This is a genomic window from Streptomyces afghaniensis (assembly GCF_044327915.1).
Lineage (GTDB): Bacteria > Actinomycetota > Actinomycetes > Streptomycetales > Streptomycetaceae > Streptomyces > Streptomyces afghaniensis.
Genome location: NZ_JBIRGJ010000009.1, coordinates 188340 through 210841, shown reverse-complemented (window position 1 = coordinate 210841; position 22502 = coordinate 188340). Strand labels below are relative to the sequence as shown.

Below are 22502 nucleotides of genomic sequence, written 5' to 3'. Positions count from 1 at the left end.
GGCGCAAAACAGTTGAAATGCGCAACCGACCTCGCTCCGGGGCCGCGCCTCCCCCCGATCCCGGAAGGCAAACCCGGAAGTGGGGCGCTTCACACAGAACGCACACATCGCAACGCGTCGCGCAGCGGCGAGTCGCTGTCGGTGGCGTACGGCATGATGCGTGACGTGACCGGACGACTGATGCTCCTCGACACCGCCTCCCTGTACTTCCGCGCCTACTTCGGCGTCCCGGACTCGGTGAAGGCACCGGACGGCACGCCGGTGAACGCCGTGCGCGGGCTGCTCGACTTCATCGACCGCCTGGTCCGGGATCACCGGCCGGACCACCTCGTGGCCTGCATGGACGCCGACTGGCGTCCGCACTGGCGGGTGGAGCTGATCCCCTCCTACAAGGCCCACCGCGTCGCCGAGGAGCACGCGGCCGGCCCGGACGAGGAGGAGGTGCCGGACATGCTGTCGCCGCAGGTGCCGGTCATCGAGGCGGTGCTGGACGCGGTGGGCATCGCGCGCGTGGGCGTCGCGGGATACGAGGCCGACGACGTGATCGGCACGTTCACCGCGCGGGCGAAGGGGCCGGTCGACATCGTCACGGGCGACCGCGATCTGTACCAGCTGGTCGACGACGCACGCGGGGTGCGCGTGCTGTACCCGCTGAAGGGCGTGGGCACGCTGCAGCTCACCGATGAGGCATGGCTCCGTGAGAAGTATGGGGTCGACGGCAGCGGGTACGCGGATCTGGCCCTGCTGCGCGGCGACCCCAGCGACGGCCTGCCCGGCGTGCCGGGCATCGGCGAGAAGACGGCCGCCAAGCTGCTGGCCGAGTTCGGGGACCTGGCCGGGATCCTGGCGGCGGTCGAGGACCGGGGGTCGAAGCTGACGCCGACGCAGCGCAGGCGGCTGGACGAGGCGCGCCCGTATCTCGCGGTCGCGCCGAAGGTGGTCCGGGTCGCGGACGACGTACCGCTGCCGGACGTCACGACGGCGGTGCCGCGGACGCCTCGCGACCCCGCGGAGCTGGAGGTACTGGCGGCCCGCTGGGGACTGGGCGGGTCACTGGAGCGCCTGCTGACGACGCTCGCGGCGTGACCCGTAGGTAAGAGAGCGACGTGACCTTCGCGTACGAGAGGTCTGAACTGGGGGCGAGGTGCTAACTTAGGTAAGCCTAACCACAAGAAATCAGGGAGGCCCTCATGGCAGAGCGACCGGGACGCCAGCCGCGCAAGCCGCACTCCGCTCAGGTCGTCCGCACCGAGCGGCTGACCCCGCACATGCAGCGCGTGGTGCTCGGCGGCGAGGGCCTCGCCGACTTCGCGGCGGGCACCTGCACCGACCACTATGTGAAGCTGCTGTTCCCACCGGAGGGCGTGACCTATCCGGAGCCCTTCGACCTGCAGCGCATCCGCGAGGAGCTGCCGCGCGAGCAGTGGCCGGTGACCCGGACGTACACGGTGCGCCACTGGGACGCCGAACACCGCGAGCTGACCCTGGACTTCGTCATCCACGGCGACGAGGGCCTGGCCGGCCCGTGGGCGGCGCGCGTCCAGCCGGGCGAGACCGTGCGGTTCATGGGCCCCGGTGGGGCGTACGCGCCCGACCCGGACGCCGACTGGCATCTGCTCGTCGGCGACGAGAGCGCGCTGCCGGCGATCGCCCGCTCCCTGGAGGCACTGCCACGCGGGGCCAGGGCGTACGCCTTCGTGGAGGTCTCCGGCCCCGAGGAGGAGCAGAAGATCGACTCTGACGTGGAGGTCGTCTGGCTGCACCGCGGTGACCGGCCGCTCGGCGAGGCGCTCGTCGAGGCCGTGCGGAACCTGGAGTTCCCCGAGGGCCGGGTGCACGCCTTCGTCCACGGCGAGGCGCACTTCGTGAAGGAGCTGCGCCGGCTGCTCCGCGTCGAGCGCGGCATCGCGCGCGAGGACCTGTCGATCTCCGGCTACTGGCGCCGCGGCCACAACGAGGACGGCTGGCAGGCCTCGAAGCGGGAGTGGAACGCGCGCATCGAGTCAGAGCAGGAGAGCACCCCGGCCGCCTGACGGCCTCCGGGCTGCCGCGGGCTGCCCGGACACCGGGGTCAGTCGCCCCGCACGCGTGCGTGCAGATGCATGTCGTGCCAGCCGTCCTGGTGCAGGATGGCGCTGCGCTTGGTGCCTTCGAGGGCGAATCCGGTCCGGGAGGCGACCCGGCAGGAGGCCTCGTTGCGCACGGCGTGCAGCAGTTCGAGACGGTGGAAACCGATCTCGTCGAGCGCCCACCGGGCGAGTGCGGTCGTGGCCCGGGCGGCGACGCCCCGGCCCCGTGCTGCCGGGACGGTCCAGTACGCCACCTCCGCCGTGCCGTCGCCGAGCCGTATCTCGCGCAGCGCCACCCGCCCCAGCAGCCGGTCGGAGTCCGCGTCGACGACGGCCCACTGCGCCTCCCGCCCCTCCTCCCACGCCTGGTGCCAGTCCCGGATCCAGTCGGCGACCTCCTCCTCGGAGCCGGCGCTCCGGGCGTGCCACTGGTGCATCACGGGGTCCTGGAAGACCTCGTACACCGCGGGCGCGTCCCCGGCCCGCCAGGGGCGCAGGAGGAGTCCGTCGCCCGTGGCGAGGGTGGGCTGCGGCCGGCCGGTGAAGACGTCGTGGGGCAGGACCGGGCTGATGAGGAAGGGCATGCCCACATCCTGGCAAGGGGGCGGTGGGCGGCCCCAGTGGTTTTCCGCCGTGCCCGCCCGCCTCGTACGCTGGGCCGCGATGAGACGGAAGACGCGCATCCCGCCCGCTCCCCTGCCGCAGCGCCGCGGGGTGGATCCGGTGCGGGTACGGCTGCCCGCCGCGGGGGCATGGGCCACGGTGCGTGAGCATCTGGTGGAGCGGCTCTCGGGAGCCGGTGACGGGGCCGTCGACGGCATGTTCGACGCGGGGCTCGTCGTCGGTGCGGACGGGCGGGCCGTGCCGGCGGACGCACCGTACGTGCCCGGGATGTTCGTGTGGTTCCACCGGGAGCTGCCCGACGAGGTGCCGGTGCCGTTCCCGCTGGAGGTCGTGTACCGGGACGAGCACATCGTCGTCGTCGACAAACCCCACTTCCTCGCCACCACCCCGCGCGGCAGCCATGTCGCCGAGACCGCACTGGCCCGGCTGCGCCGCGAGCTGGACATCCCCACGCTCGCCGCCGCGCACCGCCTGGACCGGCTCACCGCCGGACTCGTGCTGTTCACCGTGCGCCCCGAGGAGCGCGGCGCGTACCAGACGCTCTTCCGTGACCGGCTCGTGCGCAAGGAGTACGAGGCCGTCGCCCCGTACGATCCCGGCCTCACGCTCCCCCGGACCGTACGCAGCCGGATCGTGAAGGAGCGCGGCGAGCTCACCGCCCGGGAGGTGGCGGGCGAGCCCAACGCCGTCAGCCGCGTCGAGCTCGTGGAACACCGCCCGGACGGGAGCGGCGGACTCGCCCGGTACCGGCTCAGGCCCGGCACCGGGCAGACCCACCAACTGCGCGTGCACATGGCCGCGCTGGGCGTGCCGATCCTCGGCGACCCGCTCTACCCCGAGGTCACCGCACCCGTGCCGGCCGGTGACTTCCGGCGCCCGCTCCAACTGCTGGCCCGGGCCCTGGAGTTCACCGACCCGGTCACGGGCGGGGAGCACCTGTTCCGCAGCGGCCGGGTGCTCGCGGCCTGGGCGTCGTACCACCGGTGGGCCGCCGGGACGTACGACGGCCCGTCGGACGGTCAGTAACCGCGCCACCAGCTCAGGAAGCGCTGCCAGACGCCCTTACGGCGGGCCGGTTCCTCCGCCGCAGGCTGGGCCTGTGGCGGCACGGGGGCCGGCTGGGGCTGCGCCGGGGCAGGGGCCGGCTGCGGCTGTGCGGCGACCGGTGCAGGCTGCGGCTGCGGCTGTGTGATGCCGATCTGCCAGTCGGAGCGCTGGGCGGGGACGTGGTTGTGGTTCGGCGTCTCCGTGATGTCCTGCGGCGGCTTGGGCGCGAACGCCACCGGCAGAGCCACGAGGTGCCGGGAGGCGATGGACGCCGTCCAGCGCAGCTCGTCCTCGTCGCAGTCGAGTTCGACGTCGGGCAGCCGCATCAGCAACGCGTCGACGCCGACGTCGGCGATGGAGCGGCCGATGTCCTGGCCGGGGCACTCGTGCGGGCCGCCGCCGAAGGCGAGGTGCGACCGGTTGCCCTGCATGCTGGCCTTCAGGTCCGGCCGCACCCGCGGGTCGACGTTGGCCGGCAGCGGGGCGAAGAGCAGCCCGTCGCCCCGGCGGATGCGCTGCCCGCCCAGCTCGGTCTCCTGCTTGGCGAAGTAGGCGAAGACCGTGCTGAACGGCGGCTCGTTCCACAGCGACTGCTCCACCGCCTCCGGCACCGTCATCTGGCCGCCGTTGAGCTGGGCCCGGAAGCGGGGGTCGATCAGCACCGTGAGCAGCACGTTGGACAGCAGGTTGGCGGTGGCCTCGTAGGCGGCGAAGAGCACCAGGCGCAGGTGCTCCCTGACCTCGTCGTCGGTGAGCCGGGCCGGGTGGGTGATCAGGTAGCTGGCCAGGTCCTCCTCCGGCTGGGCGCGGCGCCTGACGGTGAGCCGGCTCAGGGCGTCCATGACGTAGGAGTGGCTGGCGATCGCCGTCTCGGTGCCCTTGAGCGCGTCGCGGGCGGCCTCGACGAGACGGTCGCTGTACTCGTCGGGCATGCCGAGGATCTCGCACATCACCGCCATCGGCAGGTGCTCGGCGAACTGGCCGACGAGGTCGGCCTCGCCCTCCTCGCAGAACCGGTTGACGATGGCCTGCGTGCTGCGGTTGATGTAGCGGCGCAGGCTGCGGAAGTCGATGGTCGAGATGGCGCCCTGAACCGCGCCGCGCAGCCGCTTGTGCTCGTCGCCCTCGGCGTGCGAGGCGATGGGCTGCCAGGCGATGTGCGGCATCAGCGGGTGATCGGGCTTGACCAGGCCGTCCCTGAGCGGGGTCCAGATACGGCTGTCCCGGCAGAACTGCGTGGGCGAGCGGACCATGTGCAGGTTCTCGGCGTGGCCGAGCACGATCCAGATCGGCACGTCGTCGTGGAGCAGCACGGGCGCCACGGGGCCGTGCTCCTTCCGCAGCTGCTCGTACAGCCCTGCCAGGTCCTCCGACTCGTGCAGCCGGTGCAGCCCTCCGGGCCCGAGGCCGTGCGCGGGGCAGCCGGGGGGCGGGCCGGCCAGGGGGGTGTCCGTACCCGTCGAGGCGTGGGATTCAGGCGTCACAGTGGTCGCTCCGAAACTTTCCAGGTGTCTGGGGGGAAGTGTGGGATGGGACGGACACGGATCAGGTGAGCGAGCCCGTCATGGCGAGCGAGTGCAGGAAGCGCATGAGGGTCATCAGGACGTCACGGCTGGAGGCCCGCCGCCGCGCGTCGCACTCCATGATCGGGATGTCCGGGGAGAGGTCGAGTGCCGTGCGCAGCTCCTCGATGGGGTAACGCGGCGCGTCCGGGAAGGAGTTGATGGCGACCACGAACGGCACGCCGCGCTCCTCCAGGCGCCCCATGACGTCGAAGCTGACCTCCAGGCGGCGGGTGTCGACCAGCACCACCGCGCCGAGCGCGCCCTCGAACAGGCCGTTCCACAGGAACCAGAAGCGCTGCTGGCCGGGTGTGCCGAAGAGGTACAGCACGAGCTGGTCGGTGATGCTGATCCGGCCGAAGTCCATCGCCACGGTGGTGGCCGTCTTCGTCGCGGAACCGAAGTTGTCGTCGACACCGATGCCGGCCTGCGTCATGGTCTCCTCGGTGGTCAGCGGTTTGATCTCGCTGACCGAGCCGACCATGGTCGTCTTTCCGACACCGAAGCCCCCCACGATCACGATCTTGGCCGCGGCCTGTGCCGTGTGTGGCAACTGGTCCTCGGCCCGGGGGCCCGGGATGGTGTCAGAGCCTTTGAAGTCCATTCATCACCGCTTCGAGGAGGGAACGGTCGGGGAGCGCCTGGCGGACGATCGGGGAGCGCGCCGTCACCAGATCCGCCGTCAGCAGCTCGGTGAGCAGCACGCCCATCGCGCTGAACGGCAGGCTGAGGTAGGCCGACAGCTCGGCCACGGACAGGGGGGCGGCGCAGAGCCGGAGCAACGCCGCCTGCTCGGGCGAAGCGGAGGGCGGCGGGTCCGCGGCACGCGCCACGATTAACGTCACCAGGTCGAGCTCGGCCCGTTCACCGTCCGGGCCGGCCACCACGTACATGCGCTCCGGGTTGCGGACCTTGCCCTCGCCCTCCTCGGGCTTGGGCGGTTCCGGGGCGGGTTCGCGCCTCTGGCGTTGGGGAGGCGTCATACGATCTGCCCGTTCCGCCGGGGCGGACTGGTCAGATGGCCGCCGATGCGGACGACGAGGTCGCGCATCATCGCGCTCATCCGGCCGGGTTCGCATCTCACGTCGGAGAGCACCGCGAGGAAGGCGTTGGCTCCGGCGCTCATCAGGTAGAAGTAGCCGCGGTCGATCTCGATCATGACGAGCTTCATCTCGCCGTCGCCGACGCTGAGTTCCTGGCAGACGCTGCCCGCGAGGGACTGCAGGCCGGCGCAGGCCGCGGCGACCCGGTCGGCCGCGTCGGGCTCGCCGCCGTAGCGGGCGATGCGCAGACCGTCGGCCGACAGCACCACGATCATCTCGATGCCCGGCACGCCGTCGGCGAGTTGCTTGAGCATCCAGTCGAAGTTGCCTCGCTGCTGGATCACTTGAGGTCCCCCTCGTCATCGGCCTCGGTGGGGGCCGGGTCGTTGAGCAGGTGCAGGTACTTGGTCGGGTTCCGGATGAAGTCGGTGGGGTGGGTGCCGGGCTCGATGCCCTGCTTGAGCCCCTCCCAGAACGCCTCGAGGCCCTTGCCGGGGGCGTCGGGGGCGTTCATGTCGCGCAGGGGCTTGGGCTCGGGCTCGGGTGTCGCCCAGGGGTTCGCCTCGCCCCGTGCCGCGGCCTCCCGGTCTTCCCGGTCGTAGGCGGCCTGCTGGGCGATCCGCTCGGTGAGGGACGTCTTCACCCGGCTGCGGCGCTGCGGCAGGCCGTTGGGTGTCCACTCGGTGACCACGGGGACGTCGTCGTCCTCCAGGGAGACCGTCTCGGGGATGCGCGGGTTGGTGGGGCGGCGCTTCTTGGGCGTGCGCTTCGGGCCCTCGGGGATGCCGACCGGCATGGGGATGCCGGTGGCGCCGATGCCGTGGGCGAGTCCGACACCGGGCTCGTGGGTGACCATCTCGCTCGGCACGATGAGGATGGCGCGGACACCGCCGTACGCGGAGGCGCGCAGCGAGACCTGCATGTTGTACGCCGAGCAGAGGCGACCGACGACGGCGAGGCCGAGGCGCGGGTGCTCGCCGATGTCCTGGAGGTCGACGCCGGCCTTGGCGGCCTCCAGCATGCCCTCGATCCGGGCGCGGGCCTCCTCGTTGAGGTTGACACCGCCGTCCTCGATCTCGATGCAGACGCCGGTCTGCACCTCGGTGGCGGTGACGTGCACCTTGGTCTGCGGCGGCGAGTAGCGCGTGGCGTTGTCGAGGAGTTCGGCGGCGGCGTGGATGACCGGCTCGACGTAGATGCCCTTGACGCTGATCTTGGCGATGGAGGACAGCTGGATGCGCCGGTACTCCAGGATGCGGGACATGGCACCGCGAAGCGTGCTGTAGAGGGACACCGGCTCGGGCCACTGCCGTCCGGGGCGGCCGCCGCCGAGGACGGAGACGGAGTCGGCGAGGCGGCCGATCAGGGCGTTGCCGTGGTCGATGCGCAGCAGGTCGTCGAAGACCTCGGGGTTGCGGCCGTGGTCCTCCTCCATCTCCCGGAGTTCCTCGGCCTGCTGGTGGATGATCGCCTGGACGCGGCGGGCGACACTGACGAAGGAGCGCGCGGCGGCGTCGCGCATGGTCACTTCGCGGTCGACGATCTTCAGCACCGTCAGCAGCGTCTCGGTCTGCGGCGCGGGCAGGTCGCGGTACTCGGGGTTGGCGAGGCCGAGCTTGCGAATCACCTCCCTGGGGGATTCTCCGGTGCTCAGCAGACGGAGCGCCGCGGGGATGATCTCCCGCGAGAAGCGGACCAACTCGTTCTCGTGGGCCGCGATCCGCTGTTCCAGATGCGCGGTGTGCCGGGCGTGCTCGCCCCGCTGCTTGCGCAGGGCACGGCCGCGGCGCACCGCCTCGGCCGCCGTCGCGATCACCAGCACGGTGGCGATACCACCGCACCAGCCGACGGCGAGCCGGGCCGGCGCCGTCACCAGGGCGACAGCGGCTCCGGTCGCCGCGGCCATCACTATGGCCGGCAGCAGCAGGACGCGCGCGTAGGGAAGTTCACGGCGACCGGGAGGGGATTGAACACTCACCATGTGGGCCTTCTGAAAGGAGTCGGCTGGGGTTCGGGAGCACTTGCAGGGGGGTATGTCATGACGCTGTAGGACTCTTCCGCACATTGGGGAACAAGCGCACGAATTCATCTCAAGCCGGTGCGCTGCGGGCGAGCTTAGTCCGACCGGATCATCGCCGTGTCATATTCAGCAACTGCCGGAAACCGGTCGCGAAGGGATAGTACGCTCAGTCTTTTACACGCTGCGACATCGTTCGAATACGACCAGTAACGGCGAACAGACACGCGAAAGCCCCTCCCCTGAACGGGTGAGGGGCTTCAGCAACAACGCCCTTTAAGGGGCGCGGGGAACTGCGCGAGCAACCACGACGAACCGGCGCTCGCGCAACAAGTTCACCCCACCGACGAGTAGGCGACAACCCCCCGCAGCAACAGATCAACGGCCTTACGGGCGTTCTTCACCACAGAAGAGCCCTGCGGCGCCGCCGCAGCGATCTGCCCCAGCACATCGATGACCTGCTTGCACCACCGCACGAAGTCCCCCGCCGGCATCTCCGCCTCGCGCAGCACCTCGTCGAGCCCCTTCCCGGAGGCCCACATGTACGCGGCCCAGGCGAACCCGAGGTCCGGCTCACGCTGCCCGACCCCCTCGGTCTGGCTGATCCGGAACTCCTCCTCCAGCGCGTCCAGCCGCCCCCAGATCCGCACCATCTCGCCCAGCGCGGCCTTGGCCTTGCCCGACGGCAGCTTCGGTGCCAGCGCGTCGTCCCCGACGCGCGCCTCGTACACCAACGCCGAGACACACCCGGCCAGTTCGGCCGGGCTGAGCCCCTCCCAGACGCCCTCGCGCAGACACTCGCTGGCGAGCAGGTCCAGCTCGCCGTACAGCCGCGCGAGCCGCTTGCCGTGCTCGGTGACCTCGTCACCGCGCAGGTAGTCCATCTCGGTCAGCAGCGCGACGATCCGGTCGAACGTCCGCGCGATGGTGTTCGTACGGCCCTCGATGCGCCGCTCCAGCTGCGAGGTGTCCCGCATCAGCCGGTGGTAGCGCTCGGCCCAACGGGCGTGGTCCTCACGGTCGCTGCACCCGTGACAGGGGTGCGCCCGCAACGCGGTCCGCAGCCGGGCGATCTCGCGGTCGTCGGCCGCCTGGGAGCGCCGCTTGCGGTGCCGGTCGGCCGGGATGTGCCCGGCCTTGGTGCGCAGCGCGGACGCGAGGTCCCGACGGGACTGCGGGGAACGGGGGTTGAAGGACTTCGGGATCCGCATCCGCTCCAGCGGCTCGACCGGCACCGGGAAGTCGATGGCCGCCAGCCGCTTCACCTGCCGCTCGGCGGTCAGCACCAGCGGGCGCGGCCCGTCGTGGTGCTCGAATCCGCGGTGGCCGTTGGAACGGCCCGCGGGCAGGCCCGGGTCCAGCACCAGCGCCAGACCGGCGTACTTGCCGGTGGGCACGTGGATGACGTCACCGGGCTTCAGCTTCTCCAGCGCGACGGCGGCCTCCGCGCGCCGCTGTGCCGCGCCCTGCCGGGCCAGCTCGTTCTCCCGGTCCTTCAGTTCACGGCGCAGCCGCGCGTACTCCTCGAAGTCGCCGAGGTGGCAGGTCATGGAGGCCTTGTAGCCCTCGAGACCCTCCTCGTTGCGCTGCACCTGCCGGGAGATCCCGACGACCGACTTGTCCGCCTGGAACTGCGCGAAGGACGTCTCCAGCAGCTCGCGCGAGCGGTGCCGGCCGAACTGCTCGACCAGGTTGACCGCCATGTTGTACGAGGGCTTGAAGCTGGAGCGCAGCGGATACGTGCGCGTGCCGGCCAGGCCCGCCAGGTGCTCGGGGTTCATCCCGCGCTGCCACAGCACCACGGCGTGGCCCTCGACGTCGATGCCGCGCCGTCCGGCCCGGCCCGTCAGCTGCGTGAACTCGCCCGGGGTGATGTCCGCGTGCTGCTCGCCGTTCCACTTGACGAGCTTCTCCAGCACCACCGAGCGGGCGGGCATGTTGATGCCGAGGGCGAGGGTCTCGGTCGCGAACACGGCCTTGACCAGGCCGCGTACGAAGAGCTCCTCGACGACCTCCTTGAAGGTCGGCAGCATGCCCGCGTGGTGGGCGGCGATGCCGCGCTCCAGGCCCTCCAGCCACTCGTAGTAGCCGAGGACGTGCAGGTCCTCGCGCGGGATGGACGCCGTGCGCTCCTCGACGAGGGAGCGGACCCGGTGGCGCGCCTCGTCGTCGTTCAGCCGGAGGCCCGCGTACAGGCACTGCTGGACGGCGGCCTCGCAGGCGGCACGGCTGAAGATGAAGGTGATGGCGGGCAGCAGCCCTTCGGCGTCGAGCCGCTCGATGACCTCGGGCCGGCTCGGCGTCCACACCCGGGACCGCTGTCTGCGCTCACGCTCCCGGTCGGCCTCGCGCAGCCGGCCGCGCCGGCGGTCCTGGTACGACGGCCGGGTCGCCTCCATGCGCGCCATGCGCGTGAGGTCGGGATTGACGGCCTTCTTGTGGCCTTCGCCCTCCTCGAACAGGTCGTACATCCGCCGTCCGGCCAGCACGTGCTGGAACAGCGGCACGGGCCGGTGCTCGGAGACGATCACCTCGGTGTCGCCGCGGACCGTGTCGAGCCAGTCGCCGAACTCCTCGGCGTTCGACACGGTCGCCGAGAGCGAGATCAGTGTGACCGACTCGGGAAGGTGGATGATCACCTCTTCCCAGACGGCGCCGCGGAACCGGTCGGAGAGGTAGTGCACCTCGTCCATGACCACGTAGCCGAGGCCGAGCAGCGTCTGCGAACCGGCGTACAGCATGTTCCGCAGGACCTCGGTGGTCATCACGACCACCGGGGCGTCGGAGTTGACGCTGTTGTCGCCGGTGAGCAGGCCCACCTTGTCCGTGCCGTAGCGGCGGCACAGGTCGGCGTACTTCTGGTTCGACAGCGCCTTGATGGGTGTCGTGTAGAAGCACTTCTTGCCCTGCTGGAGGGCGAGGTGGACGGCGAACTCGCCGACGATCGTCTTGCCGGAGCCGGTGGGCGCGGCGACCAGCACGCCCTTCCCCGCCTCGAGCGCCTGGCAGGCCTCGATCTGGAAGGGGTCGAGGCCGAAGTCGTACATCTCGCGGAAGGAGGCGAGCGCGGTGGCCTGCTCGGCAGCGCGCTTGCGGGCTGCCGCATACCGCTCGGCCGGTGAGAGATCCTCTGTCATCGTGCTTTCGAGCGTACCGGGCCGCACTGACAACAGGACGATCATTATCCGGATCCGTTCCTGTGAAACCGGGGATCGGCGCAGCTCAGGGGCAGCGCGGCTCAGGGGCCGACGACCCGCACGCCCCCGCGTACGCAGCGCGCGGTCAGCGGCAGCGGACCGAGCGGCTCCCCGTCGGCGTAGCCGGTGACGTCGTGGGCGGTGATCTCGACCCGGGCCGCGCGCAGCACGGTCACCTTCGGATGCTCGACGTGACTCCCCCGGTACACCCGCGGGAACACCCGCAACAGCGTCGTACGGTCGCAGTCCCCGACCACGGTGATGTCGAACAGGCCGTCGGTCAGGTCGGCGCCGGGGCAGATGCGCATGCCGCCGCCGTACGACGAGCCGTTGCCGACGGCGACGAGGGTCGCCTCGACCTCACGGATCTCACCGTCGTCCAGCCGGATCCGGTAGGGGACGGGCCGGAACGCGGCGAGTTCGGCGATCATCGCGAGGTCGTACTTGAAGCGGCCCGAGGGCCACCGCATGCGGTTGCCCCGGTCGTTGACGCGGGAGTCGAAGCCGGAGGCGAGGACCGTGCCGAACCAGCGGTCGCCGACCTGACCGAGGTCGATGTCGTGGATCCGGCCACACTTGAGGGCGTCGGCGATCATGCGGCCCGCGGCGGCCGGCTCGCGCACGGGCAGGCCGAGGGCGCGGGCGAAGTCGTTGCCGGTGCCGACGGCGACCAGGCCGAGCGGGGTGCGCGTGCCCGCCACCGCCCGCAGCGCGAGGTTGGCCATACCGTCACCGCCGACGGCTATCAGCGCACCGGTGCCGCCCTCGACGGCGGCACGCGCGCGGGTGAGGGCGTCCGCGGCGTCCACGCCGAGCACCGTACGCACCGAGAAACCGGCCGCCCGCAACGCGGAAGCGGCCGGCTGCGCCGCGCGGGCGCCCCGGCCGCGGCCCGCGGTGGGGTTGACGAAGAGGGTGATCTCGCTGGTCACGCGACTGACCCTATGAGCTGCCCGCGGATCTTCAGGTCACGTCGTCATAACCGTTGACCCGGTCCGTGCGGTCCCCGCTCGCCTGCTCGGGCAGGGCGGCACGGCTGGTGGTCACGGGCTCGATCTCGCCGATGTCGTCGGGCGTGAGGTCCAGCTCGGAGGCCTCGTCGTCGGCCGGGCCCAGGGCCTCGCGACGACTGCGGCGGCGGTCGTTGACCAGGGAGAAGGCGACTGCGGCGAAGTAAAGGATCCAGATCGGCGCCGCGAGAGCCAGCATGGTCAACGGGTCGGTGCTGGGCGTGGCGATGGCCGCGAACACCGTGATGCCCATGATCATGCCGCGCCACCAGCCGAGCATGCGCTTACCGGTGAGCACACCGGTGAGGTTGAGCATGACCAGCAGCAGGGGCAGTTCGAAGGAGAGGCCGAAGACGAGCACCATCCGCATGACCAGGTCGAGCAGGTCGTCCAGCGGGAGGAGGTTGGACGTGCCGCCCGGGGTGAACTCGAGCAACACCTTCGCGGTGGTGGGAAGGACCGTGTACGCGAAGTAGGCACCGACGATGAACAGCGGGGCGCCCGTGCCCACGAAGGCGTAGGCGTACTTCTTCTCGTGCCGGTGCAGACCGGGCGCGACGAAGGCCCACAGCTGGTAGAGCCAGATCGGCGAGGCCAGCACGACGCCGGCCATCAGGGACACCTTCAGCGCCAGTGTGAAGGGAGTGAGCAGACCGTTGATGGTGATCTGCGCGCACGGCTTCGAGCCTGGCTGCGATTTGGCCAGTTCCGCGAAGGTCTTGTCACAGCCGACCGAGTCGAGGATCGGCTTGGTGATCAAGTTGATGATGTCGTTGTAGAAGAAGGCGGCGAAGACCGTGACGACGACGATCGCCAGGATCGCCTTGGCGAGCCGGTTGCGGAGCTCGCGAAGGTGCTCCGCGAGGGGCATCCGCCCCTCGGGATCCCTCTCCTTTTTGCGGGCAGACTTCAGCAACCCACGTTCCCATCTCGTGCGGCGGGCCGGAGGTCACCGGCCCTGCGTCAGCGCTTGGTCGTGTCCGTCGGCTCGTTGACCGGGCGCGAGCTGGTCACGTCACCGGGGGCGGCCTGGATGGTGCGCTGCGAGGGCTCGTCGGTGTTGGGCGGGCCGGCCGGGGTCGTGGACGACTTGCCTTCGTCCTTCATGGCCTTGGCCTCGCTCTTGAGGATGCGGGCCGACTTGCCGAGCGACCGAGCCATGTCCGGAAGCTTCTTCGCGCCGAACAGCAGGATGATGACGACGAGGATGAGAATGATCTCGGGGGCTCCGAGCCTTCCGAACATAAGTCTTTACCTTCTCACCGAGGCGGCTGTGGTGGGGTGCTGTCCGACCGGTCGGACATGTGTCCGAACGATCGTGTTGACAGCGATCGTAACGCTCAGGGGTGAACGTGGGGCAATCCCTCTGCATCCCCTGTGCGTACTCCCGTCCGCGGCCAGTGCCTCGTTAACCGGGCCGCGATCAGCAGCGTACCTGTCCGAACCGCCGAGGTGACAGGGCGAAGTGTCCCAAAGCCAGACTCACAGCCGCCTGCCGGACAGCTCACAGGGCGTCCACGGAGCGGGCCGTGCTCTCCGCCGCCCGTTCGAGGTCCTCCGCGGCCCGGTTGATCCGGCGCGCCGAGTCCGTGACCTGGCTGCCCAGGCGCTGTGCCTCGACGAAGACGCGCACGGCGAGCACCCCGAGCACGACGAGACCCACGAATCCCACGGCAATCGCGAACATCGGCCAGAACATGACGCCGAGCCTAGACCCTCCCGACGGGCCGGATGCCCCGGGCCACTAGACGGTGGAGTGCAGCCGCAGGGTGCGTACACCGCCGCCGGTGAGCAGTTCCACGATCCGCTCCCCCGCGGGCTTGCGGACAGCGGCGCCGCACTCAGGGCAGGTGAAGGAGTAGAAAGTGGTACGGCTCGTGGCGCCGATGGCGAGGCGCAGGGCGCCCGCGGTGAGCTCGAAGCGCTCCCGGCAGTCCGGGCAGCCCGCCCGGAACACCACCGGGGTCACGCTTCTCATCCCGGAGAACGCGGACTCGACCGTCATGCCCATGGCACCGGACGTCACCGACTCGCTCACAGCCCTGGCTCCTCTTTCTCGGGTCGTTCGCCTCCGGGGCGCCACGGCCGGTGTCGCGGGACGGCCGTGTCCGGCCGTCGACGCCGGTGGCACCCGCGGCTCACTCGCGTCTGCCGTCCGGCCCGTCCGCGACGGCGTGCACCGCACGCGGCCCGCCCGCACCGGCGGCGGCCTCCGCCCCGCCGGCCACCGCCACTGCCTCGATCCCGTCGTACGCCGCCAGCGCCTCGCGGGCCGCCTGCCGGGCGCTGTCCGCCAGCTCGGGCGGCGACACGATGCGGCCGTCACGCCCGAGCCGCAACGCCAGGCGCCGCAGCGACGTCGGTTCGGGGGTCCGCAGAGTGATACGCAGCCCGCCGTCCGCGAGCTCGTCCGCACTGTCGTGCGGGTAGTACTCGGCGACCCAGCGGCCGCCGGGCCCGACCTCGACCACCACCTCCGGGTCCTCGGCCGCGGGCTGCACCAGCGCCTCGGACAGGTCGCGCAGCTCGATCTCCGGCGGTGCCGACGGCTCGTCGAGGATCTTGATCTCGGCGACCCGGTCGAGCCGGAAGGTACGGCGCGCCTCCGAGCGGCGGCACCAGGCCTCGACATAGGTGTGCCCGACGCTGACCAGGCGGATCGGGTCGATCTCCCGCTCGGTGACCTCGTCGCGCGCGGGCGAGTAGTAGCGGATCCACAGCCGGCGGCGCTCGGCGATCGCCCGGTCGACGTCCGCGAAGACCCCGCCCTCGGACTCGAAGGTCACCGACAGCCGCGAGCTGGCGCCCGCAGCCTCGCCGGCGGCGGTCTCCACCTTGGCCGTCGCCCGCAGCAGCGCCTGCCGGTCGCTCTCGCGCAGGCCGGGCAGGGTGGCCACGGCCCGGGCCGCGACGAGCAGGGCGGTGGCCTCGTCGGCGGCGAGCCTGAGCGGCTCGGCCGCCTCCGCCGCCAGGGCGGCGGGGTTGTGCCACCAGATGCGCTCGCCGTCGGTGTCGATGTCGAGCAGGTCGCCGCCGCGGAAGCTGGTGCCGCACATGGGCAGCACGTCGAGGTCGGAGACCAGCTCGTCCTCGGTGATGCCGAAGGCGCGCGCGACGTCCTCGACCCGGGCCCCGGGGCGCTCCCTCAGATACGTCACCAGGGAGAGCATCCGCCGGGTCTGGTCGATGGCGTTCACGGGCCTGACCGGTTTGCCTGCCACTGTCTCGTCCGCTCCCCCTCAGCCCTTGGCCACGGCCCGCAGCCGGTCCACCACGTCGGCCCGCAGCTCCGCGGGCTCCAGGACGACCACGTCCGGCCCGAACTCCACCAGCCAGGCGTCCAGCCCGTGGCCGTACGGAATCTCCAACTCGTCCCAGCCGTCACCGAGTTCCCGGACCGAGGTGGCCTTCGCCCGAAGGGGGTACCCCGCGGCCGAGCGCAGCCGGATCCGCGCCGAGCGGTCGGTGATCTCCCCGGCCCAGCTCGCGACGGTCTCACGGACGGTGACGACGTCCGGCACGTCAGCGGTGTACCGGCCGCCGCGCGAGCGGACCTTGCCGGTGATTCGGGACAGCCGGAAGACCCGCTCGGCACCCCGGTCGCGGTCCCAGCCCGCCAGGTACCAGTGGCCCCGCCAGCACTCCAGCGCCCACGGCTCCACGTGCCGCTGCTCGGGGTGGGCGGCGGTGGCCTTGCGGTAGTCGAACACGACGGGCCTGCGGTCCCGGCAGGCCAGCATCAGCGGCTCGAACGCCGCCTCGTGCACGGGGATGCGCGGCTCCAGCGCCCCGTGCGCCCCGTACGGGTCGACGTCCTCGGGGAGTCCCGCAGCGCGCAGCTTCTGCAGGGCGCCGCTGGCGGCACCGGCGAGCCGGGCCTGCTGCCACACCTTGGCGGCGAGCCCGAGCGCAGCGGCTTCCTCGGCGTCCAGGGTGATGGGCGGGAGGCGGTTGCTGTCGCGGCGCGCCAGGTAGCCGATCTCGCCGTCGAGGCTCTCGACGGTCTCGATGACCAGTCCGAGTTCGCGCAGGTCGTCCTTGTCGCGCTCGAACATGCGGTTGAAGGAGTCGTCGTTGCCGCCCGCGCCGTTGCCCGGCCCGAAGGCCTCGACGTAGGCCTCGATGGAGTCGCGCAGCTCACGCTTGCTGAGCGGCCGCCGGGTCCCGAGCAGACACAGCGCCAGATTCATCAGCCGCTCGGCCTTGGCAATGGCCATCGACGCGCTTCGCCTCCCTATGGTGCTTGACGACGACGACCGTACCGCCCCACGGTGGCCCGGCAAAAGCCGAGGGCCCATGCCCGAACAGGCATGGGCCCCACGTGATCGAGTCTGTTCGGATCCTGCTCAGACCCCGAGCAGGTCGACCACGAAGATCAGCGTCTCGCCGGGCTTGATCAGAGGGGACGGGCTCTGGTTGCCGTAGGCGAGGTGGGCGGGGATGGTCAGCTGGCGGCGGCCGCCGACCTTCATGCCCTGCACGCCCTGGTCCCAGCCCTTGATGACCCGGCCGCCGCCCAGCGGGAAGCGGAAGGGGGCGCCACGGTTCCAGCTGGCGTCGAACTCCTCGCCGGTGCTGAAGGAGACACCGACGTAGTGCACGGTGACGGTCTGGCCGGCCTGCGCGACCGGGCCGTCGCCTTCCCAGATGTCCTTGATCTCGAGGTCCGCCGGGGGCTCGCCGCCCGGGAAGTCGATCTCGGGCTTGTCGATGCTCACGTCTGTTGCTCCTGCTTGTCTACGGAAAGGCGAACACGCACAGTCTTACATCCCGCGCGCGTCACAGCTTCGCGAGGATGTCCACCGAAAAGACCAGCGTGGAGTCCTTCTTGATGCCGCTGCCCTGCGGCGGATTGTCCCCGTAGCCCAGCTTCGGCGGGATGACGATGAGGACGCGGCTGCCGACCTTCTTGCCGGTCAGGCCCTGCGCCCAGCCCTTGACGACCTGCTGGAGCGAGAACGACACGAGCTGCTTGTTGGCGTACGACGAGTCGAACTCCTTGCCGCCGTCCCACAGCACGCCCTTGTACTGCACGAGGACGCTGTCGGCGGCGGCGACCTTCTCGCCGTCGCCCTCCAGGACGTACTCCGCGACGAGCTTCTTCGGGGCGGCTGCCTTGGGCACCTCGATGGAGGGCGCCTTGCCGTCGGTGTCGGTGCCGACCTTGGGCAGGTCCGCGTTGTCCTGCGGGACCTCCTTGCCCTGGGCGGAGCTCTTGGCGTTGAACGTGTCCTGCACGTCGACGACGAAGACCAGGGTGTCGGTGCCCTTGATGCCCGCCTGCGGGTTGCCCTGCGAGCCGTACCCCCAGGTGGGCGGGACGGCCATCTCGACACGGCTGCCGGCCTTCTTGCCGGCCAGCGCGTACCGCCAGCCGTCGATGATCTGGCCCTGGGCGAGCTGGATGGCCAGGCGGGCCTTGCGGTCGTAGGAATTGTCGAAGACCTTGGCGGTGCTCCAGACCTGGCCGAGGTAGTTCGCGACGACGAAGTCGTTCTCCGCGACGGTCTTGCCGCTGCCCGCGACCAGGGTCTTCACCGCGAGCTGCTTCGACGGCTCTCCGCTGCCCTTGGCGATCGTCGGCTTCTCGTCGAACTTCGTGCCCGCGGTGACCGCCGGCAGCGGACCGTCGACGATCTTCGGCGGCGGGGCCGCGGACGGAGCCGACGCCGAGGGCGACGGGCTGTCGCTGGCCTTGCTCGAGTCGGACTTGTCGTCGCCGCATGCGGCGAGCGTGGCCAGTCCAGCGGGTACGGAGATGAGAAGTGAGCGTCGGCGCACTGTGGGGGCCTCGTAATCGGTCGATCTTGTTGATGGCGTGCGCGCAACTCTACGGCGTGAGAAGGGCGCCGCACTTGTAACGTACGGCGCCCGTGTGGCGTTCCGGCGATTTTCCCGCCGGCGCAATTCCTCACATTCCGGCGATCAGCTTCTCCACCCGGTCGTCCACGGAACGGAACGGGTCCTTGCACAACACGGTGCGCTGGGCCTGGTCATTCAGCTTGAGGTGAACCCAGTCGACCGTGAAGTCACGGCGCTGTTCCTGCGCGCGCCTGATGAAGTCGCCGCGCAGCCGGGCCCGAGTGGTCTGCGGCGGAACGGACTTGCCCTCGAAGATCTTCAAGTCGTTGCAGATCCGCGCTGCCTGACCCTTCTTCTCGAGCAGGTAGTACAGGCCACGACGGCGGTGGATGTCGTGGTAGGCGAGGTCTATCTGCGCGACCCGCGGATGCGACATGGTCATGTTGTGCTTGGCCCGGTACCGCTCGAGGAGCTTGTACTTCATGACCCAGTCGATCTCGGTGCCGATGCGGTCGAGGTCCTCGGTCTCGATCGCGTCCAGGGTGCGGCCCCACAGCTCCAGGACCTGCTCCACGGTGCCGGTGCGGATGCCGCGGCGCTCGCAGAAGTCCACGGCCTTCTCGTAGTACTCGCGCTGCACCTCCAGGGCGGAGGCCTCGCGTCCGCTGGCCAGGCGGACCTTGCGGCGGCCGGTGATGTCGTGGCTGACCTCGCGGATCGCCCGGATCGGGTTCTCCAGGGTGAGGTCCCGCATCACGGTGCCCGCCTCGATCATGCGCAGTACCAGGTCGGTGGCCCCGACCTTGAGCAGCATGGTCGTCTCGGACATGTTGGAGTCGCCCACGATGACGTGCAGGCGGCGGTAGCGCTCGGCGTCCGCGTGCGGCTCGTCACGCGTGTTGATGATCGGCCGGGAGCGGGTCGTCGCCGAGGAGACGCCCTCCCAGATGTGCTCGGCCCGCTGGCTGACGCAGTACACGGCACCGCGCGGCGTCTGGAGCACCTTGCCCGCGCCGCACAGCAACTGCCGTGTGACCAGGAACGGAATCAGAATGTCCGCGAGCCGGGAGAACTCCCCGTGCCGGGCCACCAGATAGTTCTCGTGGCAGCCGTAGGAGTTGCCCGCCGAATCGGTGTTGTTCTTGAAGAGGTAGACGTCGCCCGCGATTCCCTCCTCGTGCAGGCGTCGTTCGGCGTCCACCAGGAGTCCTTCGAGAATGCGCTCGCCCGCTTTGTCGTGGGTGACCAGTTCGGTCACGTTGTCACATTCCGGTGTGGCGTATTCCGGATGTGAACCCACGTCGAGATAGAGGCGGGCGCCGTTTCGCAGAAAGACATTGCTGCTGCGGCCCCATGACACGACACGGCGGAAGAGGTACCGCGCCACCTCGTCAGGAGACAGGCGGCGCTGTCCCCTGAACGTGCACGTGACGCCGTACTCGTTCTCCAGCCCGAAAATGCGGCGGTCCATGAGGGAACATTACGCCCGATCCCCTGAACTGAAACGGGGTTCGACGGCACGGTTTGGATCATTTTCCGAACCGGCGGCAACCACCGCTCCCCCACCGGGAGCTGCGAGTACCCGCCCGGTGGCGGTCAAAACCAGCAAGGACACGCTGCCCGCGACCCCCGGCACGGCGAAGCCCCACAGGGCCCCGCCCACCTCTACGACGGGTCCCGCGACGCCCGTTCCGACCGAGTGGCCCACGGTGAACGTCGTCACCAGCCAGGAGAACGCCTCGGTGACCGTGCCGCGCGGCGCGTGCCGGTCGACCAGGACGAACGCGCAGGCGATGGCGGGCGCGAGGAAGACCCCGGCGAGGGCGGTCAGCGCCACCATGGGCACCGCGTCCGGCATGAGCATCAGCGGCAGGTAACACACCACCAGAAGGGCCACCAGCACCCGCAGTCGCCGCGCGGGCTCACCGGCCCACTGCCGGGCCCCGTAGACGGAGCCGCCGACCAGCGCCCCGAACCCCAGAGCCGCCATCAGCCAGCCGTACACGACGTCACCGCCGTGCTCGTCCGCGTAGGGCACCGAGGCGACCGTGATGGACCCGAGCGCCATCCCGATGAACAGGAACGCCGCCAGCAGCGCCAGCAGCCCCGCCGAGCGCAGCGCGCCGAGCCAGTGGGCCTCGCGCGGCGCCGACCGCCACGCGCGCGAGGGCGGCGACACCACCACGGACAGGGCGCCCAGCACCCCGACCACGTTCAGCACGAGCAGCGCGGCCTGGGCGGACCACAGGGACACGCACAGCGTCACGAGCAGCGGCCCGACGGTGAACATCACCTCCTGGGCCACGGCGTCCATGGCGTACGCGGTGTGCACGTGCTCCTCCTTGCGGAGGACGGACGACCACAGGGCGCGCAGCCCGCCCTCGAGGGGCGGCGTGAAGAGCCCGGCACCGGCCACCGCGGCATACGCGAGGGGCAGCGATCCGATCCCGGCGAAGGCGAAGACGGCCATGGCCAGCCCGGAGAGGACGGCCGCCGGCAGCTGCACGCGCGGCTGCCCGCGCAGGTCCACGAGCCGGCCCAGCACCGGCTGCCCCACGGCGTTGGCGACGCCGTACACGCCCGCCAGCGCCCCCGCGAGGCTGTACGAACCGCCTTCGGCGCGTACGAACAGCAGGATCGCGATGGCCGCCGTCGCGTTGGGCAGCCGGCCGACGAGCGTGCCGACGAGCAGCCGGGCGGCGTGTCGCGCCCGAAGGATCTCCAGGTATCCCGTGGCCATGTCCCCGCCCTAGGTTTTACGTATAACGTCGACTCCCATACGTACCATGGCCGCTGTTCACGAGTCCAGACGAAGGAGCGGCCCGACGGTGGCACGAGGCAGCACCCGACCCACGAGCCGGGACGTCGCCCAGGCCGCCGGCGTGTCCCAGGCGGCGGTCTCCCTGGTCCTCGGGGACAAGTGGCGCGGGCGCGTCTCGGAGGCGACGGCGCAGCGGGTCCGCGAGGCCGCGCGCGACCTCGGCTACCGCCCGAACCTGGCCGCCCGCAACCTGCGCCTGGGCCGTACCCGCACGGTCCTCCTGGTGGTCCCGGCCCTGACCACGGAGTTCTTCGCCGGCGTCTACACGGGCGCCGCCCGCGTCGCCGCCGAGCACGGCTTCGGCGTGGTCCTCTACCCCTCACCCGAGGGGATCGGCCCCGCCCGGGACCCCTTCGCCTCCGCGCAGGCCGCGCTCGACGGCGTCATCGCGTCGTCCATGGCCGCGGACGCGCTGACCGCGATCCGCGGGGAGGCGCTGCCGCTGGTGATGCTGGACAGTGACCCCGCGGGCAGCCTGGGGGCGGCGACGGTCAACCTGGACATCGCCGACGGTGTCCGCCAGGTCACGGAACACCTGCTGTCCCTGGGGCACCACCGGTTCCTCCACCTGGCGGCGGACGTGCCGTCGTGGACCTTCGAGGTACGCGCCCGGGAGCTGGCGGCGCGCCTGGCCGGGGTGCCCGGCACGTCCGTCCGTACGGCGCGCTCACCGATCTCCATCGAGGGCGCGGTGGCCGCCGCCGAAACCGCCCTCTCGGGGCCCGGTCCCCGTCCCACGGCCGTGGTCTGCGACGACGACCAGCTGGCCGCCGGCACGTACAAGGCAGCTCGACGTCTGGGCCTGCGCGTCCCGGACGACCTGTCGGTCACCGGCCTGGACGATCTGGCCCTGGCCACGGCGATCGACCCGGAGCTGACGACGGTCCGCCTGGACGCCGAGCTGTTCGGTGAACGGGGTATGGCGGCGCTGCTGGCCGTCCTGGAGGGCCGTGAGCCCGAGGGCGGGGACATCCCGGTGCGACTCGTCGTACGGGGCTCTACGGCACCGCCGGGATTGCCGTAGCGGCCGTTTGCGCTGAGGCGGTGGGTCCGCAGCCCGGCGGAGCGGGGTGCCTCCCCCAAGCTCTCGGCTTCGCTCGAGCAGGGGGGACCCCCATCGCCCACCCGTGCCGCCCTTAGCGGCACGATTGCCCGCAGCTGAGCGGGATGGGCGGCCCGCCCCCACGCGCCCGCAGCCGCCGTACGACGCAAGGGGACGTGTCGGGGGGTGTCCGCCCGCAGCGGTTGGCGCGTCGACGCCAGTCAGTCGGTATCCGACCCCATCGCGCCGTTCCGAGGACGGCCCCCCC

Annotated in this window: 22 protein-coding genes; 4 read left to right on the top strand and 18 right to left on the bottom strand. The window is 71.1% G+C overall.

The genetic code is table 11. The features are described from left to right. Positions 1 to 156 precede the first annotated feature (156 nt). Both ACH4G3_RS32920 and ACH4G3_RS32915 read left to right on the top strand, forming a co-directional pair. Complete coding sequence (locus ACH4G3_RS32920; protein WP_397628128.1) at positions 157 to 1086, top strand: 5'-3' exonuclease; 930 nt, start codon at positions 157 to 159, stop codon at positions 1084 to 1086. Positions 1087 to 1190: 104 nt separating this feature from the next. Then, positions 1191 to 2033: a siderophore-interacting protein gene (locus ACH4G3_RS32915; protein ID WP_397627928.1), complete on the top strand. Its 843-nt coding sequence runs from the start codon at positions 1191 to 1193 to the stop codon at positions 2031 to 2033. Positions 2034 to 2071: 38 nt separating this feature from the next. Here the strand turns inward: ACH4G3_RS32915 and ACH4G3_RS32910 are convergent, their stop codons facing one another. Next, positions 2072 to 2653 carry a GNAT family N-acetyltransferase gene (locus ACH4G3_RS32910; protein WP_397627927.1) on the bottom strand — a complete coding sequence of 194 codons (582 nt, stop codon included), beginning with the start codon at positions 2651 to 2653 and terminating at the stop codon, positions 2072 to 2074. Between the two features lie 79 nt (positions 2654 to 2732). On the opposite strand from ACH4G3_RS32910, the gene ACH4G3_RS32905 reads away from it, so the two are divergent. Continuing rightward, on the top strand, positions 2733 to 3719 hold the full coding sequence (locus tag ACH4G3_RS32905) for an RluA family pseudouridine synthase (RefSeq protein WP_397627926.1): 987 nt from the start codon (positions 2733 to 2735) through the stop codon (positions 3717 to 3719). Here the strand turns inward: ACH4G3_RS32905 and ACH4G3_RS32900 are convergent. The 17 genes from ACH4G3_RS32900 to ACH4G3_RS32820 form a co-directional block, all read right to left on the bottom strand. Then, positions 3713 to 5224: a cytochrome P450 gene (locus ACH4G3_RS32900; RefSeq protein ID WP_397627925.1), complete on the bottom strand. Its 1512-nt coding sequence runs from the start codon at positions 5222 to 5224 to the stop codon at positions 3713 to 3715. The genes ACH4G3_RS32905 and ACH4G3_RS32900 overlap by 7 nt on opposite strands. 61 nt (positions 5225 to 5285) lie before the next feature. Continuing rightward, positions 5286 to 5906, bottom strand: a complete 621-nt coding sequence (locus tag ACH4G3_RS32895; RefSeq protein ID WP_397627924.1) for a GTP-binding protein — start codon at positions 5904 to 5906, stop codon at positions 5286 to 5288. Then, positions 5887 to 6285: a DUF742 domain-containing protein gene (locus ACH4G3_RS32890; protein ID WP_020271418.1), complete on the bottom strand. Its 399-nt coding sequence runs from the start codon at positions 6283 to 6285 to the stop codon at positions 5887 to 5889. The genes ACH4G3_RS32895 and ACH4G3_RS32890 overlap by 20 nt, the downstream gene beginning before the upstream one ends. Continuing rightward, on the bottom strand, positions 6282 to 6689 hold the full coding sequence (locus ACH4G3_RS32885; RefSeq protein ID WP_020271419.1) for a roadblock/LC7 domain-containing protein: 408 nt from the start codon (positions 6687 to 6689) through the stop codon (positions 6282 to 6284). Before ACH4G3_RS32885 ends, ACH4G3_RS32890 begins: the two co-directional genes overlap by 4 nt. After that, on the bottom strand, positions 6686 to 8326 hold the full coding sequence (locus ACH4G3_RS32880) for a sensor histidine kinase (protein ID WP_397627923.1): 1641 nt from the start codon (positions 8324 to 8326) through the stop codon (positions 6686 to 6688). Before ACH4G3_RS32880 ends, ACH4G3_RS32885 begins: the two co-directional genes overlap by 4 nt. A gap of 371 nt (positions 8327 to 8697) precedes the next feature. Further along, on the bottom strand, positions 8698 to 11544 hold the full coding sequence (locus tag ACH4G3_RS32875; RefSeq protein ID WP_397627922.1) for a DEAD/DEAH box helicase: 2847 nt from the start codon (positions 11542 to 11544) through the stop codon (positions 8698 to 8700). 56 nt (positions 11545 to 11600) lie between these two features. Next, entirely contained in the window at positions 11601 to 12491 is an 891-nt protein-coding gene (locus ACH4G3_RS32870; RefSeq protein WP_397627921.1) for a diacylglycerol kinase, read from the bottom strand. A 31-nt stretch (positions 12492 to 12522) separates the two neighbouring features. After that, positions 12523 to 13485, bottom strand: coding sequence for a twin-arginine translocase subunit TatC (gene tatC, locus ACH4G3_RS32865; protein ID WP_397627920.1), 963 nt, complete (start codon positions 13483 to 13485; stop codon positions 12523 to 12525). 47 nt (positions 13486 to 13532) lie between these two features. Continuing rightward, the gene (tatA, locus tag ACH4G3_RS32860; protein WP_020271424.1) at positions 13533 to 13814 is read right to left on the bottom strand and encodes a Sec-independent protein translocase subunit TatA; all 282 of its coding nucleotides are present in this window, start codon (positions 13812 to 13814) and stop codon (positions 13533 to 13535) included. A 259-nt stretch (positions 13815 to 14073) separates the two neighbouring features. Further along, on the bottom strand, positions 14074 to 14268 hold the full coding sequence (locus ACH4G3_RS32855) for a hypothetical protein (RefSeq protein ID WP_397627919.1): 195 nt from the start codon (positions 14266 to 14268) through the stop codon (positions 14074 to 14076). A gap of 45 nt (positions 14269 to 14313) precedes the next feature. Further along, complete coding sequence (locus tag ACH4G3_RS32850; protein ID WP_020271426.1) at positions 14314 to 14607, bottom strand: hypothetical protein; 294 nt, start codon at positions 14605 to 14607, stop codon at positions 14314 to 14316. Positions 14608 to 14707: 100 nt separating this feature from the next. Then, positions 14708 to 15790, bottom strand: a complete 1083-nt coding sequence (locus tag ACH4G3_RS32845; RefSeq protein WP_397627918.1) for a helix-turn-helix transcriptional regulator — start codon at positions 15788 to 15790, stop codon at positions 14708 to 14710. An 18-nt stretch (positions 15791 to 15808) separates the two neighbouring features. Next, positions 15809 to 16786, bottom strand: coding sequence for a helix-turn-helix transcriptional regulator (locus ACH4G3_RS32840; protein WP_397627917.1), 978 nt, complete (start codon positions 16784 to 16786; stop codon positions 15809 to 15811). 129 nt (positions 16787 to 16915) lie between these two features. Beyond that, positions 16916 to 17287 (bottom strand): FKBP-type peptidyl-prolyl cis-trans isomerase, encoded by a 372-nt coding sequence (locus ACH4G3_RS32835; protein WP_397627916.1) that lies wholly within the window; start codon positions 17285 to 17287, stop codon positions 16916 to 16918. Between the two features lie 61 nt (positions 17288 to 17348). Then, positions 17349 to 18350 carry an FKBP-type peptidyl-prolyl cis-trans isomerase gene (locus ACH4G3_RS32830; protein ID WP_397627915.1) on the bottom strand — a complete coding sequence of 334 codons (1002 nt, stop codon included), beginning with the start codon at positions 18348 to 18350 and terminating at the stop codon, positions 17349 to 17351. Positions 18351 to 18480: 130 nt separating this feature from the next. Beyond that, positions 18481 to 19842, bottom strand: a complete 1362-nt coding sequence (pafA, locus tag ACH4G3_RS32825) for a Pup--protein ligase (protein ID WP_119101884.1) — start codon at positions 19840 to 19842, stop codon at positions 18481 to 18483. Between the two features lie 9 nt (positions 19843 to 19851). After that, the gene (locus ACH4G3_RS32820; RefSeq protein WP_397627914.1) at positions 19852 to 21111 is read right to left on the bottom strand and encodes an MFS transporter; all 1260 of its coding nucleotides are present in this window, start codon (positions 21109 to 21111) and stop codon (positions 19852 to 19854) included. 46 nt (positions 21112 to 21157) lie between these two features. On the opposite strand from ACH4G3_RS32820, the gene ACH4G3_RS32815 reads away from it, so the two are divergent. Further along, positions 21158 to 22216, top strand: coding sequence for a LacI family DNA-binding transcriptional regulator (locus ACH4G3_RS32815; RefSeq protein ID WP_397627913.1), 1059 nt, complete (start codon positions 21158 to 21160; stop codon positions 22214 to 22216). Positions 22217 to 22502: the final 286 nt, after the last annotated feature.

What these genes read in the sequence shown, in the direction of transcription:
- ACH4G3_RS32840 (WP_397627917.1), bottom strand. Translation starts at nt 16,786, where the DNA reads ATGGCCATTGCCAAGGCCGAGCGGCTGATGAATCTGGCGCTGTGTCTG.
- ACH4G3_RS32815 (WP_397627913.1), top strand. Translation starts at nt 21,158, where the DNA reads ATGGCCGCTGTTCACGAGTCCAGACGAAGGAGCGGCCCGACGGTGGCA.
- ACH4G3_RS32915 (WP_397627928.1), top strand. Translation starts at nt 1,191, where the DNA reads ATGGCAGAGCGACCGGGACGCCAGCCGCGCAAGCCGCACTCCGCTCAG.
- ACH4G3_RS32875 (WP_397627922.1), bottom strand. Translation starts at nt 11,544, where the DNA reads ATGATCGTCCTGTTGTCAGTGCGGCCCGGTACGCTCGAAAGCACGATG.
- ACH4G3_RS32910 (WP_397627927.1), bottom strand. Translation starts at nt 2,653, where the DNA reads ATGCCCTTCCTCATCAGCCCGGTCCTGCCCCACGACGTCTTCACCGGC.
- ACH4G3_RS32895 (WP_397627924.1), bottom strand. Translation starts at nt 5,906, where the DNA reads ATGGACTTCAAAGGCTCTGACACCATCCCGGGCCCCCGGGCCGAGGAC.
- ACH4G3_RS32855 (WP_397627919.1), bottom strand. Translation starts at nt 14,268, where the DNA reads ATGTTCTGGCCGATGTTCGCGATTGCCGTGGGATTCGTGGGTCTCGTC.
- ACH4G3_RS32820 (WP_397627914.1), bottom strand. Translation starts at nt 21,111, where the DNA reads ATGGCCACGGGATACCTGGAGATCCTTCGGGCGCGACACGCCGCCCGG.
- pafA (WP_119101884.1), bottom strand. Translation starts at nt 19,842, where the DNA reads ATGGACCGCCGCATTTTCGGGCTGGAGAACGAGTACGGCGTCACGTGC.
- ACH4G3_RS32880 (WP_397627923.1), bottom strand. Translation starts at nt 8,326, where the DNA reads ATGGTGAGTGTTCAATCCCCTCCCGGTCGCCGTGAACTTCCCTACGCG.
- ACH4G3_RS32890 (WP_020271418.1), bottom strand. Translation starts at nt 6,285, where the DNA reads ATGACGCCTCCCCAACGCCAGAGGCGCGAACCCGCCCCGGAACCGCCC.
- tatA (WP_020271424.1), bottom strand. Translation starts at nt 13,814, where the DNA reads ATGTTCGGAAGGCTCGGAGCCCCCGAGATCATTCTCATCCTCGTCGTC.
- ACH4G3_RS32905 (WP_397627926.1), top strand. Translation starts at nt 2,733, where the DNA reads ATGAGACGGAAGACGCGCATCCCGCCCGCTCCCCTGCCGCAGCGCCGC.
- ACH4G3_RS32920 (WP_397628128.1), top strand. Translation starts at nt 157, where the DNA reads ATGCGTGACGTGACCGGACGACTGATGCTCCTCGACACCGCCTCCCTG.